Raw genomic sequence first — 15328 nt, 5'->3', positions numbered from 1 at the left:
CTAAAAGCAAAACCATGCGCCAACAAACCCAGGTTCTCATCATCGGTGCGGGCCCCGTGGGCCAAGGGCTTGCCATCGAACTCGGGCACCGCGGCATCCAGTGCGTGGTGACTGAGAAAAACCCGCGCATCGGTGTGGCGCCGCGCGCGAAGACCACCAACGTCAGAACCCGCGAACACTTCAGGCGCTGGGGCATTGCAGAGGCGCTGCGCCAGGCCTCGCCGTTGGGCCTGGACTACCCCTCCAACATCGCCTTCACCACCCGCATGGCGGGCCATTTGCTCACGCGTTTTGAAAACGCGCTGTACTGCGCCCCGGGCCGCAACCCGCTCTACGCCGAACACGCGCAGTGGATTCCGCAGTACATGCTTGAAAAAGTGATGCAGCAGCATCTGCAAACGGTGGACAGCGCGCGTGTTCAGCTCGAGTGCGAGTTGCTCAGCTTCACGCAAGATGCCGATGCGGTGGTCGCCACGGTATGCGACTTGACCACCGGCCAGCAGTTTGAAATCGAAGCGCAATTTCTGGTGGGTTGTGATGGCGCGCGCAGCCCCGTGCGCGACGCGATCGGCGCACGCTTGGAAGGCAACTTTGCCATGTCCAGAAACTACAACATCGTCTTCCGTGCGCCGGGCTTGGCAGAAGCACACGGCCACGGCAAAGCCATCATGTACTGGCAGGTCAATGGCGAGGTGCCCAGCCTGGTCGGCCCGATGGACACCGACGACCGCTGGTTCTTCATGCCCACCGGCTTGGCGCCTGACGTGCAGGTGACCATGGACAGCGCCGCCGACCTGATCCGCCGCGCCACCGGCATCAACCTGCCGTTTGAGATCTTGAGCATCGACGAATGGCTGGCCCACCGCGCCATCGCCGACCGCTACCGCGACGGCCGCGTCTTTCTGGCCGGCGACGCCTGCCATCTTCACCCGCCCTACGGTGGCTTTGGCATGAACATGGGGGTGAGCGACGCCGTCGACCTGGGCTGGAAGCTGGCCGCCGTGCTGCAAGGCTGGGGCGGCGAAACGCTGCTGCAAAGCTACGAATTGGAACGCCGCCCGGTGCACCTGAACGTGCTGCAAGAGGCCTCGGCCAACCACGCCAAGGTCAGCAATGCACTGTTTGAAGAAGGGCTGGAAGACGACACCCCCGCCGGCGCAGCCGCCCGCCAACGTGTGGGCCAGCGCATCAACGCGGAGAAGCTCGCTGAGTTTTACACCCTGGGCACGATTCTGGGCGACCGCTACACCCACTCGCCCATCGTGCAGCAAATACCCGGCACCACTGCCGCGCCACGCGACTTCTTGAACTACGTGCCCAGCTCGGTGCCGGGTGGCCGCGCACCACACGCCTGGCTGCACGATGGCAGCTCGCTGTTCGACCACTTTGGCGCAGGCTTCACCTTGCTGGTACGGCAAGGCACCTCTGACGCGGCGTTCAGTGCAGCCATGCGCGACGCGTCTAGGCTTGGCGTGCCGTTCAAGGTTTTGCACATCGACAACCCGGCGGTGGTCAGCCTCTACGACGAGCCGCTGACCTTGATTCGCCCAGACCAACACATCGCCTGGGCTGGCACTACCTGGCCAACGCATGCCGGTTTTGACGTCCTCGCCATGGCCACCGGGCAGATAGTCCCAAGCGCCGCCCACTCCATTGCAACCCAACCCCTAGAGGAGACAGTCCATGAGTGAAGTTCTTGAATCCCGCCAACAAAAAACTCCAACGGATCAGAAGACCAGCAAGCCCATCATCTCGCCCGATCGCCTGGCGCATGTGGTGCTGCGCAGTTCGCAGTTCGATGCCTTGGTGCACTGGTACACCACCGTGCTGGGCGCCACGGTAGCCTTCTCTGATGGCAACCTGGCCTTTCTGTCGTATGACGAAGAGCACCACCGCATTGCCGTGCTGAACATCCCCGGCCTGGCGCCGCAGCGCGAAGGCACAGCCGGTGTGCACCACATGGCCTTTACCTATGCTTCGCTGAGCGACCTGGTGAGCACCTACGAGCGTCTGGACCAGGCGGGCATTCGCCCCGTGTGCTGCCTCAACCACGGCCCCACCACGTCAATGTATTACGCGGACCCCGATGGCAACCAGGTCGAGCTACAGGTCGACAACTACAACACCGTGCAAGAGGCCGGTGCATTTTTCTACAGTGCGGCGTTTGCCAAAAACCCGATTGGCGTCGACTTCGAACCGGCCGAGTTGGCCAGACGCTTTCACGCCGGTGAAGACGAAGCCAGCATCAAGAAGCGGCCCGACAGCGCGGCACGCGGACTCGACACCCTTAACCTGCGTTGACCGTCAGACCATGCACTTTGACGAAAAACTTCTCTGCGAACGCGACTGCGCCCGCCTGTGCCAAGACTTTGCCTGGACGGTAGACCACCTTGATTACCCCGCTTTCGTGGCGCTTTTCGCGGCCAATGGCGTTTTCGAGCGCGCCGGGCAAACCAGCACCGGCCACGAAGCCATTCTGGCGTTTTTGAACGCACGCCCCACGGGCCGGGTGACGCGCCATCTGATCAGCAACATCCGCATCGACATCACTGGCCCCAGCACCGCCACGGGCCATTGCTCCGCCCTGATGTACGCCGCCGCCGGGCGAGAGGGTGGCGTCACCCCGCTGCCGGTTTCGCCGCCGTTGGTGGTCGACTACGCTGATGACTATGTGCTCACCGCCGACGGCTGGCGGTTCCAACATCGCCGCACCCACATCGTGTTCCAACCCTAGGGCTTATGTCGACACGGCGGGAGGATGGCGTCGACGGCCCACCGTCACTTCAAACAGCACCATGCCAGCCAGCATCGCCAGCACAAACACCACCGCCTTGAACTCACCCAGGCCCAACGCCACCAAGGCCGGGCCGGGGCAGAAACCGGCCAAGCCCCAACCCGCACCAAACATCACCGCGCCCAGCACCAAGGGCCGGTCGATGCGCGTCGCCGTGGGCAACTTCATCTCGCCGCCGAGCAGCGACCGCTTGCGTTTTTTCGCGAGACTGAATGCAACCAAGCCCACCCCGATGGCGCCGACCATCACCAAAGCGAGTGACGGATCCCAACGCCCGGCCAAATCCAGAAAGCCCAACACTTTGGCCGGGTTGGCCATGCCAGACAAGATGAGGCCCAAGCCAAAAACCAGGCCCGAGAGCCACGCGGCAAAAACCTTCATCACACAGCGCCTCCATGTGCCACGAGGTGGCGCACCACATACACCGTGGCAAAGCCCACGCCCATGAACACCAGCGTCGCCACCAACGAACGCAGCGACAGGCGCGACAAGCCACACACGCCGTGACCGCTGGTGCAGCCCGAGCCATAACGTGTGCCAAAGCCCACCAGCAGGCCCGCCGCCACCAGCACGCCATCTCCCGCGTCGATTTGCAACTGCGGCACGGCCGTCCATAAACCATAGAGCAGCGGCGCGCCCACCAAGCCGAGTACAAAAGCTATGCGCCAGGCCATGTCGCCGGCCGCAGGTTTCAATAAACCACCCAGCACACCGCTGATGCCCGCCACCCGGCCATTCAGCAAAACCAGCAGCCCGGCGGCGGCGCCAATCAGGGCACCTCCGGCCAACGCCGCGCCGGGCGTGAAGGCGGCCCAGTCGAGGCTTAAAGGGAACGACATGATGTTTTCTCCTGAAGTCATAGCACCCTACGCATGACGCACAAGCGCCAGCAAGCGATTTTGCTCTCAAACATTTTTCAAATAAGCTCAAGCCTTTTTAGTATTTGCCAATCACATACTTCATACGTCATCATTCGGTTTTCAAATGATTTGAATGCATGGAACTCCGCCAACTCGAAGCCTTTGCCGCCGTCATGTCGACAGGCAGCATCACGGGCGCGGCGAAGTTGTTGGAGCGCTCGCAACCGGCCATCACGCGGCTGGTGCAAGAGCTGGAGGCCGAAATCGGTTACCCGCTGTTTGCACGCAACGGCCCTCGCGTCACGCCCACCGAGCAAGGCTTCCTGCTGTATGAAGACGCCGAACGTGCCCTTGCCGGGCTGCGCCGCATCCACGAACGCGCGGTAGAAATCGCGCGCGGCGATGCGCAACCGTTGCTCTTGGCAGCCACCTCCGCTTTATCGGTCGGCCTTTTGCCCCAAGCGTTGATGCGCGTGGAAGCCACCACCGGCCCCGCCCCCATCCAACTGCGCACCGCCTCACCCGAACAGGTGGTGCACGCCGTGCTGACCGGCACCGTGCAGTTGGGCACCAGCAGCTTGCCGCTGGAACACAAGGGTTTGCAAGTGCACTGGATTGGCGAACTCGGCTGCGTGGCCATGCTGCCGCAAGACGACCCGCTCGCCGCCTTGGCCACCGTGCCCTTGGCTGCGTTGGCAGAGCGCCGCCTCATCACCATGAGCAACCCTTTCCGTCTGCGCCACCGGCTAGACGCGGTGCTGGCCGAAGCCGGCCGCGCGCCCGGACGGCACCACGCGCTGATTGAAACCAACTCTTCCGTCAACGCCCAAGCCCTGGTGCGCGCGGGCCTGGGCGTCGCTGTACTGGAGCCGTTGACCGCCATAGGCGCCTCCAGCGACGGCTTGGTGATGCGCCCCATCGACACCCATATCCCCTTTTTCTTCGGCGTGATCACCCCGCAGTCGCGGCCCTTGACCACGCCGGTGCGTGCGCTGGTCGATGCGCTGCTGCACACCGCAACAGCCCTGCCCGGCTTTGTGCAGCACGACGTGGCCGACCACGCCACGCTGCTGCAGAGCACGCAAGCCCCCTTATCCAAATAACGTCAACGATGTCATCCAACCCCACCCCATCTACCTCGGGCCTCGCCGCCCTAGAGGCCCGCCTGCGACAAGACTTGTCTTGGCTGGGCCTGCCCGGCAAGCGCTGGGTGCCCACGCGCACCGCCGCTGGCCAAGACGTGCTCGACACCGCCATCATCGGCGGCGGCATGGCCGGCCTGGCGCTGGCCGCTTCGCTCAAACACCTGGGCGTGCAAGCCCGCATCTTCGACCGCGCCCCCACCGGCTTTGAAGGCCCCTGGGCCACCACAGCGCGCATGGAAACCCTGCGCTCGCCCAAAGAGCTGACCGGCCCCGCGCTGGGCTTCGGCGCCCTGACCTTCCGCGCGTGGTTTGAAGCGCAGTTCGGCCTGGAGGCCTGGGCCGCACTCGACAAAATCCCGCGCCTGCAATGGGCGGAGTATTTGCGTTGGTATCGCCAGGTGCTGGAGCTCGACGTGCGCAACCAGCAACGTGTGTTGGCCGTGACACCACGCGCCGACGACCTGGTGCAAATCGACCTGGCCGATGACACGGCAGATGGCCGCGCCTACACCGTGCTGGCCCGCCACGTGGTGCTGGCCACCGGCCGCGACGGCTTGGGCGGCTCTTGGGTGCCAGACTGGGCGCACAGCCTGCCGCGCGACCGCTGGGCACACTCTGCCGACCGCTGGGATGCAGCACAGTTCGCGGGCAAACGCGTCGCCGTGATCGGCGGCGGCGCCTCGGCCATGGACAGCGCCGCCACCGCCCTGGAAGCCAGCGCCGCGCGTGTGGATTTGCTGGTGCGCCGCGCCGAGTTGCCACGCATTAACAAAGGCAAAGGTGCTGGCAGCCCCGGCATTGCCCAAGGCTTCTGGGCCCTGCCCGACGATTGGAAATGGCGCCTGCGCCACTACATCAACGTGCAGCAAGTGCCGCCGCCGCACGGCAGCACGCTGCGCGTCTCGCGCTTTGCCAACGCACACTTCCACATCGGCACGCCCGTCTCGGGCGCGGCGCTGCGCGCAGATGACGCACTGCGGCTCGACACCGCCAAGGGCCCACTCGCCACCGACTTCGTCATCTTCTGCACCGGCTTCCGCCTGGACTGGAGCTTGCGCCCCGAGTTCGCAGCCTTCGCCCCCGCCGTGCGTTTGTGGCAAGACCGCTACCAGGCGCAACCCGGCCAGGAAGATGCAGAACTGGCCCAATCGCCCGACCTCGGCGCGCTGTTTGAGTTTCAAGAAAAGACGCCCGGTGCCTGCCCCGGCTTAGACCGCGTGCATTGCTTCTGCTACCCGTCAGCCCTGTCGCACGGCGCGGTGGCGGGCGACATTCCGCAAATCAGCGACGGCGCCAAGCGCTTGGCCCAAGGCCTGGCTGGCAAGTTGTTCACCGAAGACATCACGACGCACTTCGCTTCAATGGAAAACTACGCAGAGCCAGAGTTGTTTGGCGACGAGTGGACGCCCGCCGAATTCCCTGCTTATGAAGGCGACTTGAAATGATCGGCTGGTTAATACGCCGCATCGCGCAGGCCGCGCTGGTGGTCGCGCTGATGACGGTGATCGTCTTCGTGGGCCTGCACGCCATCGGCAACCCGGTCGACATCTTGATCGGCGACGACATGAATCAGCAAGAGCGGCTGGAAGCCATCGCCCGCCTGGGGTTGGATCAACCGCTGTGGCGCCAGTACCTGTCATTTGTGGACGGGGCCTTGCACGGCAACCTGGGCAAGAGTTTTGTCTACCAGGAAGACGCCATCAAGCTGATTTTGCAGCGCCTGCCCGCCACCATGGAGCTGGCCGTGGGCGCGCTGATTTTGGCCATCGTCATCGGTGTGCCGCTGGGTTTGTTTGCGGGCATGAAGCCGGATCACCCGATCTCCAAGGCGCTGATGGCTTTCAGCATCGTCGGCTTTTCGTTGCCGGCGTTTTGGGTGGCGCTGATGTTCATCATGGTGTTCAGCGTGCAGCTTGGTTGGCTGCCCGCCAGCGGCCGGGGTGAAACCCGCGCGCTGCTCGGCATTCAGTGGTCGTGGCTCACGTGGGATGGTTTGCAGCATTTGATCTTGCCCGCCTTCAACCTCGCGCTGTTCAAGATCTCGCTGGTGCTGCGCTTGACGCGCGCCGGTGTGCGCGAAGTGCTGCCGCAAGACTTCGTGAAGTTCGCGCGCGCCAAGGGGCTGACCAACACCCGCGTGGTCATCATGCACGTGCTACGCAACACGCTGATCCCGCTGGTCACCGTGCTGGGGCTGGAACTCGGCGCCACCATCGCCTACGCCGTGGTCACCGAATCCATCTTCGCCTGGCCCGGCGCCGGCAAGCTGATTCTGGACAGCATCAACTCACTCGACCGCCCCGTGGTCGTGGCCTACCTGATGGTGGTGGTGGTGATCTTCGTCACGCTGAACCTGGTGGTGGACTTGCTCTACAAGCTACTCGATCCACGTGTACGACTGGAAGGTGCACGATGAACAAAAACAATACGACCCCACGCAAAAAGACCTTCGACGAACATTCGATCTGGTGGCGCGTGGCCGCAGACTTTCTGCATTCACGCGTGGCCGTTGGCGGCTTGATCGTCCTCGGCCTGGTGGTGTTGGCCGCGATGGCTGCGCCCTGGATCACGCCACAAAACCCCTACGACCTGATGCAGCTCGACGTGCTCGATGCTCGCCTCACACCCGGTACCCCCAGCAGCTCGGCGGGCTATACCTATTGGCTCGGCACCGACGGCCAGGGGCGCGATTTGTACTCGGCCATCATCTATGGCTTGCGCATCAGCTTGCTGGTGGGCATTGGCTCTGCGGCGATTGCAGCAGTGGTGGGCACGCTGGTTGGGTTGCTCGCTGCTTATGCCGGTGGCAAGGTGGATGCGGTGCTGATGCGCCTGGTCGATTTGCTGCTGTCGTTCCCCACCATCCTGATGGCGCTGATGATCTTGGCCTATGTGGGCAAGGGCGTGGGCAATGTGGTACTCACGCTGGTGCTGCTGGAATGGGCCTACTACGCGCGCACCGCACGCGGCCAGGCGCTGGTGGAAACCAACCGCGAATACGTAGAGGCCGCACGCGGCCAAGGCATTCCGCGCTGGCGCATTCTCACCGGCCACATCTTGCCCAACTGCCTGCCGCCGCTGCTGGTGATTGGCGCACTGCAAGTGGCGCGCGCCATCACGCTGGAGGCGACGCTGTCGTTCCTCGGCCTAGGCGTGCCGATCACCGAGCCGTCGCTCGGGCTGTTGATTTCCAACGGCTACCAATACCTGCTGTCCAACGAATACTGGATCAGCTTCTTCCCTGGCGTGGCGCTGCTCGCCACCATCGTGGCGATCAACCTGGTGGGCGACCAGTTGCGCGACGCGCTCAATCCGAGACTGCAGAAATGAACACCGAAGTCCCCACGCTCGAAGTGCGCGAACTTCAAACGCAGTTCCATACCCGCGCGGGCGTTTTGCCCGTGGTCAATGGCGTATCGTTCACGCTCGGCCGCGGCAAGGTGCTGGGCTTGGTGGGTGAATCGGGCTCCGGTAAATCGGTCACCGGTTTCTCCATCATGGGCCTGGTCGACCCACCAGGCCGTGTGGCAGGCGGCGAGGTTCTATTCCAAGGCCAAGACCTCACCAAGCTGCACGCCAACGAGCGCCGCGCACTGCGAGGCAACCGTATCGCCATGATCTTTCAAGACCCCATGGCCACGCTGAACCCGGTGCTGCGCATCGACACCCAAATGATGGAAGCCGTGCACGCGCACCGCAAGGTGTCCAAAGCCGAGGCGCGCGCGCAGGCCGCGCAGGCGCTGGCACGCATGGGTATTCCCAGCCCAGACGACCGGCTGCGCGCCTATCCGCACCAGCTCTCGGGTGGCATGCGCCAACGCGTGGCCATCGCCATTGCGCTGCTGCATGGCCCCGACTTGATCATTGCCGACGAACCGACCACCGCCCTGGACGTGACCATCCAGGCACAGATCCTCTCGGAGATGCAAAAGCTGGTGCGCGAGACCGGCATGGCGTTGATCTGGATCAGCCACGACCTGTCTGTGGTTGCCGGCCTGGCCGATGAAATCGCCGTGATGTATGCCGGCCGCATCGTCGAACACGGCAGCGTGGACGATGTGCTCGACCACCCGCAACACCCCTACACCCAAGGCCTGATCGGCAGCCTGCCCAGCGCCAACCGCAAGACCAAACAACGCGGCGCCCGCCTGCAGCAGATTCCCGGCATGGCGCCCAACCTGCTGCACATGCCACCCGGCTGCGCGTTCGCGCCACGCTGCGCCCGCGCCACCAGCGCCTGCCAAACCATGCCCGAGACGACCCGCCCGCGCTCTGACACACCCAGCCATTTGGCCCGCTGCTTCCACCCCGGCACGCCGATGTTGATGGAGGCCGCAGCATGAACGCGCTATCGAGCAAAGTGGACAAAGACACGCCGTTGGTCGACCTGCGCGGCGTGACCAAGCGCTTCGGTGCGCAAGCGGAGCCTGGCAGCTTTGGCCGCGCGCTGCGCCGCGTGGGTATCACCAAGGCACCAGTCGTGACGCACGCCGTTGATGGCGTCGACCTGGCTGTGCGCCCCGGTGAAGTGGTGGGCTTGGTCGGTGAATCGGGCTGCGGCAAATCGACCTTGGGGCGCATCGCCGCAGGTTTGTTGTCGCCCACGGAGGGCGAGGTACACGTGAACGGCGCCGCACTGCAAAGCTTGAACGCCGAGCAACGCCTGGCCGCTCGGCTGCGCGTGCAGATGGTGTTCCAAGACCCATTCTCCAGCCTGAACCCGCGCCTGCGCGTGTCGCGCATCGTCGGTGAAGCAGCGCGTCTGCATGGCTTGACCGATGCGGCCGGTGAAGACGACTACGTGTGTGCGCAACTGCAGCGCGCCGGGCTCGACCCTGCGTTGCGCCACCGCTATCCACACCAGTTCAGCGGCGGGCAACGTCAGCGCATCGGCATTGCGCGCGCACTGGCCGTGCAACCGGCCATGCTGGTCAGCGACGAAGCCGTGGCCGCGCTCGACGTCTCCATCCAGGCGCAAATCCTGAACCTGTTCATGGACTTGCGCGACCAGCTGGGCTTGGCCTATTTGTTCATCAGCCACGACCTGGGCGTGGTGGAGCACGTATGTGACCGCGTGGCCGTGATGTACCTGGGCCGTGTGGTGGAAAGCGCGCCGGTAGAAGAACTCTTCGCCCACCCCAACCACCCGTACACCCAAGCGCTGCTGGCCGAGATTCCGCGCATCGAATCACGCCGCACACGCTTCAACACCATTCGCGGCGAGATCCCGAGCCCGATCAACCCGCCCAGCGGCTGCCACTTTCACCCACGATGTCCGCAGGCCATGCCACGCTGCAGCGTCGAGGCGCCCAAGCTGCGTGGCATTGCCGTCCACCATCAAAGCGCGTGCCATCTCAACGACACGCCCTGAACGACACCAACTGAACAACTTCCACTGAACTTTTTTCAAAGGACTTTCCATGAACCATCGCAAACTGTCTCTCCTCACCGCCGCGTTGCTCGTGGCGGGTGCGGCCTCGGCCCAAACCACACTGAACATCGGCTTTGCCGACCCGATCTCGTCGGTCGACCCACAGCTCAACAACCACGCCGGCGACCGCTCGCTCGCGCTGCATTTCTGGGACTCGCTGGTCAACTCGCGCGACGGCGGCAAGTTGGAACCGGGACTTGCCGCAAGCTGGAAGACGCTGGACGACAAGACCTGGGAATTCAAGCTGCGCAGCGACATCAAGTGGCAAGATGGCACGCCGTTCACGGCCGACGACATCGTCTACTCGTTCAACCGCGCACGCAATGTGCCGGGCACCGTGGCCTCGTATTCGGGCGCGCTGCGCACTGTGGAATCGACCACCGCCAAGGATGCGCAAACCGTCATCATCAAGACCAACACGCCCAACCCGATGCTGCCACTGGAGATCGCCGCCATCTACATCGTGAGCAAACACGTGGGCGAAAAGTCGAAGACCGAAGACTACAACTCGGGCAAGGCCGTGATCGGCACCGGCCCGTACAAGTTCATCTCATACACACCCGGCGACCGCACGGTGTTTGAGCGCAACCCCAGCTACTACGGCCCCAAGCCGGTGTGGGACAAGGTCAACTACCGCTTCATCAACAACGGCGCCGCACGCACGGCCGCGCTGCTGGCAGGCGACGTGGACGTGATCGACAAAGTGGCCGTGACCGATGTCGAGAAGCTGAAGAAGACGCCATCGGTCAGCGTCTACACCTACCCCGGCCTGCGTGTGCTGCTGCTGCAACCAAGCTTCCGCCCTGGTGCTAACGAGTTCATCACCGACAACGCGGGCAAGCCGCTGGAGAAGAACCCACTACAAGAAGTGAAGGTGCGCCAAGCCTTATCGATGGCCATCAACCGCAAAGCGATTGTTGACCGCATCCTGCAAGGCACCGTGACCGAAGCCAACCAGTGGATGCCCAAGGGCAGCTTTGGCTACAACCCCGACGTGAAAGACATTCCGTACAACGTCGAGCAAGCCAAGAAGTTGCTGGCCGAAGCCGGCTACCCGCAAGGCTTCCAGATCAGCATCCACGTGCCCGGCGACCGCTACCCGCAAGCGCCGGAAACGGTGCAAGCCGTGGCGCAGTTCTGGACGCGCATCGGCGTGAAGACCAAGGTGGAAGTGGTGCCATGGTCGGTGTATTCCAGCCGCGCCACCAAGAACGAATACGCCGTGAGCGTGATCGCCTGGGGCAACGGCACGGGTGAAGCCGGCTACGGCCTGCTGCAGACGCTGGCCACCAGCGACGCCAAGCGCGGCCGCGGCTCGAACAACTGGGGCCGCTACAGCAACGAAGACGTGGACAAGGCACTGGACGCCGCCACGGTGGAGTTCGATGCCAAGCGCCGCGAAGCCATCTTCCGCCACTCGGCCAAGCTGGTGACCGACGACGTGGGCCACATCCCGCTGTACCACTACCAAAACATCTGGGCCGCGAAGAAGGGCCTGAAGGTGGTGCCCCTGTTGAGCGACCGCACGACGTCGCTGCAAGTCACGCGCGTGGGCAAGTAAACCGATGACCGCCCAGCTCACGGCCCTACCGGCCGACGCGCTCATCGACGTGCCCCGGCACATCACCGTGCAAGGCCTGGCGCCGGGCGAGGTGGTTACGCTGCACACCCGCACAGTGCGTGGGCCGGGCGTGGTGTGGCGATCCATCGCGCGCTTTGCAGCCGATGCTGCGGGCGTGGTGGACTTGCAACGTGATGCGCCGCTGTCTGGCAGCTACAGCGGCGTGTCGCCCATGGGCCTGGTGTGGTCGCAAGCCCCCGAGACGGAAGGCGCACCGCGCGAGGTTTTCGGTGCTGAGCCGGCTGCGGCGTTGACGGTAGAAGTCACCGCAGAACGCAGCGACAAGACGCTGCTGCAAACGCAGTTTGTGCAACACCTGGCCAGCGCGGGTGTCACCCGCCGCGACGTGCGCGAGCGTGGTTTGGTTGGCACGCTGTTCTTGCCTGCGGGGCCAGGACCGCACCCTGCGGTGCTGATCCTCAACGGTTCGGGCGGCGGCATCAACGAGCCACGCGCGGCGCTGTACGCATCGCATGGTTACGCGGCTTTGGCGCTAGGGTATTTCAAGGCGCCGGGCTTGTCGGACTACATCTCCAACACGCGGCTCGAAATATTTGAGACCGCGCTGCAGTGGATGCATGAGACGCTGAAACCCGCCAATGGCTTCGTGGCGCTGAGCGGCCAGTCGCGCGGCGGCGAACTGGTTCTGCTGCTCGGTTCGCTGTTCCCGCACCTCGTATCGGCGGTGATCGGCTACGTGCCCTCGGCCGTAGTGAACTGCGCGCAGAACGCGTGTGACCCGGCGCTGGGGCGCGAAGGCCCGGCCTGGTTGTACCGCGACCAACCCATTCCCGATGTCTGGAAAAACAACCGAACCGCCACCTGGGCCCCTTGGGACGACGGCCCGCAGCCGCGTCGCCATACGCTTGCGTTGTTGACCTCGCTGCAAGACCCCGAAGCGGTAGAGCGCGCACGCATTCGGGTGGAAAACATTCGCGGCCCGGTGCTGCTGCTGTCGGCCAGCGATGACGGCTCATGGCCGTCCAGCTTGTACAGCCGCATGGTCACCGAGCGGCTGGCGCAGTTCAAGCATCCACACGCCGTGCAGCACCTTGACTATGAGGGCGGCGGCCATTCCATCGTGTTCCCCTATGTGCCGACCACGCAACCGGTCTACGCGCACCCGGTCTCCAAACGGCAAAGCACCACGGGTGGCAGCCCGCCGGTGAACGCCCATGCCGATGAAAACTCGTGGGCCGGCGTGCTACGTTTTCTAGAGCTGGCGACGCAAGCGCAGAAAGCGCAAGCGGCCTAAAAAGCTTAAACCGATCTATAACCGAAAAACCATCATCACCATGACCACACCCATCACCACCGACCTGGTCGACAGCCTGGTGCCCTTGACCACCAACAGCCCCGTGTGGGCCGTGCGCCAGCAGCGCGACAAAGTTGTGGCCGCCACACAAGGCAGCTACAACGCCATTTTTGATGCAACCTTGAGTGGCCCGTCGCTGGCAGAGCGCCTGCTCGCCGCGCTGCACATCGTGCGTTTGGCTGGCAGCACGGCCTTGCAAGCCCACTACACCAACGCCTTGCGCGCCCTGCCCGGGCTCACCGCCACGCAGCAAGCCGCACTCGACGGCACCGCGCTGGAAAGCTTGGCCGCCGATGTGCGCCTGCAAGCCATCCTGCGCTTCACGCAGACCTTGGCGGAACGTCCGGTCGAAGGCGACAAAGAAGCCTTGCTGAAAGTACCCGCTGCTGGCCTGGCCACAGCCGAAGTGGTCGCGCTGGCACAATTGATTGCCTTCGTGGCCTACCAGTTGCGCGTGGTCGCCGGGCTGCAAGCCATCGCCGAACTGGGCGACGACCTGCATGCCACGCCCGCCCCCATGGCCGACGACGCGGCAGCGCCTTTCATCCACCCCGCCAACCTGCCCAAGCCCGGCGAGCCGGTACGCATCAACGGCTACACCAGCGAAACGCTGGAGTGGAAATCGTGGTTGCCAGTGGTCAACTTGGAACAGGCCACGCCCGAGCAAATCGCCGTGCTGGAAGCCAGCCACCCCAAGGCCAAGACCTCAGACTACTACCGCGTGCTGGTGCACCAACCGCGCATTCTGGAAGAGCGCGCCATCGTCTTCAACGCCATCATGTACGCGCCGGGCGGCTTGTCGCGCGCCGAGCGTGAATTGGCCAGCGCCGTGGTGTCACGCGTAAACGGCTGTGTGTATTGCGCCTCGGTGCATGCGCAGCGCTTCGAGCAACTCACCAAACGCAACGACACCATCGTGCAGGTGTTCACCGAGCCACAAGGCGCCGGCACCAACGCACGCGAACGCGCCATCGTGCAACTGTCCATCGACCTGACGCTGCGCCCCGCCGCCTTTGGTGCGGCACAGTTGCAGGCCGTGCGTGCGGCGGGCTTGTCGAACCTGGAGGTGCTCGACGTGATCCACGCCGTGGCCATTTTTGCCTGGGCGAATCGCTTGATGCTGAACCTGGGCGAGCCGGTTTACGCGAGCTGAAAAGTGATGCCAGGCTGCGTGGTCTGTACACAAAAACAAGGTCATTTTTATTTTGTGTTAAACTCGCGCCTCTTCGAAACGCTATGGCCTCTTTCGAAGCGCCTGGCCAGGCAAAGCCGAATCTCACGGCGGCACGTCGAACAAGTGCTTTGACGACGATAAAAACAAGAAAAGCTCCTGCACAAGAGTGTCCGTAAACGTGGGTCGCGTAAGAGCCCACGGCCAATTCCCGAATGCCCGCCTTGAGCGGGCATTTTTACGTCTGGCCGATTTAAAACACCGAATACAGAACCCAAAGAAAAAGGCCGCTAGGTGTATGTTCCTAGCGGCCCTTGTCAGTTTTGGTGGGCTGGGGTCAATTGAAAGAACCGCGCTAACCCGCATGAATGTTGGCTCTTTCCTTTTCTCACCCTCTCTCGTTCCCCCGCCTGTTCCCCCGTTTAGCGTTGGATACCCCTGTTTCCGTGGCTCGAATTTAGCCGATCAAAAGATCAGCATATTTGTCGCCTAGCAGTCGCGCCGCCGCCACACAAAATGCATCCTCCCGTCTTTGCTCGCAGTCAACCAGACGATTTGTCAGCCGCTCATAGGTTCGCTGCCTCATGCCCTTGGGCCGCTGCCAGTTGTCGCCTAAGCGCGTCTCCATGCGCAGTTGCTCGCGCCACGTCCGCGCCATAACGTCTTCAGACTGAGAGCTGTACGCAACTCGCTGGCAATGCCTGCAGGCAAAGCGCCCGAATCGCAGGTAGAGAACGGCCACCTGCCGGTCACATCGAGGACACTGAAACCAAGGCCGCAACCCACCAAAGTTGCATGGCCTGCAAGTAAGCTCAATTCGCTGATCGACTTCGCGCCGCCCATCTGCCGCGCCAAATGTGTAGGTCAGATTTACGGCCCTTTCCGGGAGCACGCTAACCCCGATGCACCCCGCAGGCTCTCCACCTCTATTCCATGACCATGTGAAAGAGCCCCACTGCTTTAACAGACCTCGTCTCGCCCACTCGCGCAC

General features: G+C 63.6%; 14 protein-coding genes. 12 read left to right on the top strand and 2 right to left on the bottom strand.

Annotation, left to right across the window (positions count from 1 at the left end):
* Positions 1-14: 14 nt before the first annotated feature.
* From ACPWMG_RS08450 to ACPWMG_RS08440, 3 genes are read left to right on the top strand one after another with little or no spacing between them, the layout of a single operon-like run.
* Positions 15-1691 (top strand): FAD-dependent monooxygenase, encoded by a 1677-nt coding sequence (locus tag ACPWMG_RS08450; protein ID WP_483304200.1) that lies wholly within the window; start codon positions 15-17, stop codon positions 1689-1691.
* Positions 1684-2301 carry a VOC family protein gene (locus ACPWMG_RS08445; protein WP_483304199.1) on the top strand — a complete coding sequence of 206 codons (618 nt, stop codon included), beginning with the start codon at positions 1684-1686 and terminating at the stop codon, positions 2299-2301. The genes ACPWMG_RS08450 and ACPWMG_RS08445 overlap by 8 nt, the downstream gene beginning before the upstream one ends.
* 10 nt (positions 2302-2311) lie before the next feature.
* Positions 2312-2734: a nuclear transport factor 2 family protein gene (locus ACPWMG_RS08440; protein WP_483304198.1), complete on the top strand. Its 423-nt coding sequence runs from the start codon at positions 2312-2314 to the stop codon at positions 2732-2734.
* A 3-nt stretch (positions 2735-2737) separates the two neighbouring features.
* On the opposite strand, the gene ACPWMG_RS08435 is transcribed toward ACPWMG_RS08440, so the two are convergent.
* Positions 2738-3175, bottom strand: coding sequence for a DUF6691 family protein (locus ACPWMG_RS08435; RefSeq protein WP_483304197.1), 438 nt, complete (start codon positions 3173-3175; stop codon positions 2738-2740).
* The gene (locus ACPWMG_RS08430) at positions 3175-3633 is read right to left on the bottom strand and encodes a YeeE/YedE family protein (RefSeq protein WP_483304196.1); all 459 of its coding nucleotides are present in this window, start codon (positions 3631-3633) and stop codon (positions 3175-3177) included. The genes ACPWMG_RS08435 and ACPWMG_RS08430 overlap by 1 nt, the downstream gene beginning before the upstream one ends.
* Before the next feature lie 158 nt (positions 3634-3791).
* Here ACPWMG_RS08430 and ACPWMG_RS08425 point away from each other — a divergent pair, with 158 nt between their 5' ends.
* From ACPWMG_RS08425 to ACPWMG_RS08385, 9 genes are read left to right on the top strand one after another with little or no spacing between them, the layout of a single operon-like run.
* Positions 3792-4757: a LysR family transcriptional regulator gene (locus tag ACPWMG_RS08425; protein ID WP_483304195.1), complete on the top strand. Its 966-nt coding sequence runs from the start codon at positions 3792-3794 to the stop codon at positions 4755-4757.
* Positions 4758-4765: 8 nt separating this feature from the next.
* On the top strand, positions 4766-6244 hold the full coding sequence (locus ACPWMG_RS08420) for a SidA/IucD/PvdA family monooxygenase (RefSeq protein WP_483304194.1): 1479 nt from the start codon (positions 4766-4768) through the stop codon (positions 6242-6244).
* Entirely contained in the window at positions 6241-7215 is a 975-nt protein-coding gene (locus ACPWMG_RS08415; RefSeq protein ID WP_483304193.1) for an ABC transporter permease, read from the top strand. The genes ACPWMG_RS08420 and ACPWMG_RS08415 overlap by 4 nt, the downstream gene beginning before the upstream one ends.
* Positions 7212-8129 (top strand): ABC transporter permease, encoded by a 918-nt coding sequence (locus tag ACPWMG_RS08410; protein ID WP_483304192.1) that lies wholly within the window; start codon positions 7212-7214, stop codon positions 8127-8129. Before ACPWMG_RS08415 ends, ACPWMG_RS08410 begins: the two co-directional genes overlap by 4 nt.
* Complete coding sequence (locus tag ACPWMG_RS08405; protein WP_483304191.1) at positions 8126-9142, top strand: ABC transporter ATP-binding protein; 1017 nt, start codon at positions 8126-8128, stop codon at positions 9140-9142. The genes ACPWMG_RS08410 and ACPWMG_RS08405 overlap by 4 nt, the downstream gene beginning before the upstream one ends.
* A complete protein-coding gene (locus ACPWMG_RS08400) occupies positions 9139-10170 on the top strand; it encodes an ABC transporter ATP-binding protein (RefSeq protein WP_483304190.1) in 1032 nt (343 codons plus the stop codon). The genes ACPWMG_RS08405 and ACPWMG_RS08400 overlap by 4 nt, the downstream gene beginning before the upstream one ends.
* 49 nt (positions 10171-10219) lie before the next feature.
* A complete protein-coding gene (locus ACPWMG_RS08395; RefSeq protein ID WP_483304189.1) occupies positions 10220-11791 on the top strand; it encodes an ABC transporter substrate-binding protein in 1572 nt (523 codons plus the stop codon).
* 4 nt (positions 11792-11795) lie between these two features.
* Positions 11796-13106 carry an acyl-CoA thioesterase/bile acid-CoA:amino acid N-acyltransferase family protein gene (locus ACPWMG_RS08390; protein WP_483304188.1) on the top strand — a complete coding sequence of 437 codons (1311 nt, stop codon included), beginning with the start codon at positions 11796-11798 and terminating at the stop codon, positions 13104-13106.
* Between the two features lie 40 nt (positions 13107-13146).
* A complete protein-coding gene (locus tag ACPWMG_RS08385) occupies positions 13147-14319 on the top strand; it encodes a CMD domain-containing protein (protein ID WP_483304187.1) in 1173 nt (390 codons plus the stop codon).
* The last annotated feature ends 1009 nt before the right edge of the window (positions 14320-15328 follow it).

It is taken from the genome of Hydrophilobacter chitinilyticus, from assembly GCF_049860745.1.
GTDB lineage: Bacteria > Pseudomonadota > Gammaproteobacteria > Burkholderiales > Burkholderiaceae_C > Rhodoferax_B.
The sequence above is the reverse complement of the archived record's forward strand: the minus strand, read 5'-3'. Positions and strand labels throughout refer to the sequence as shown.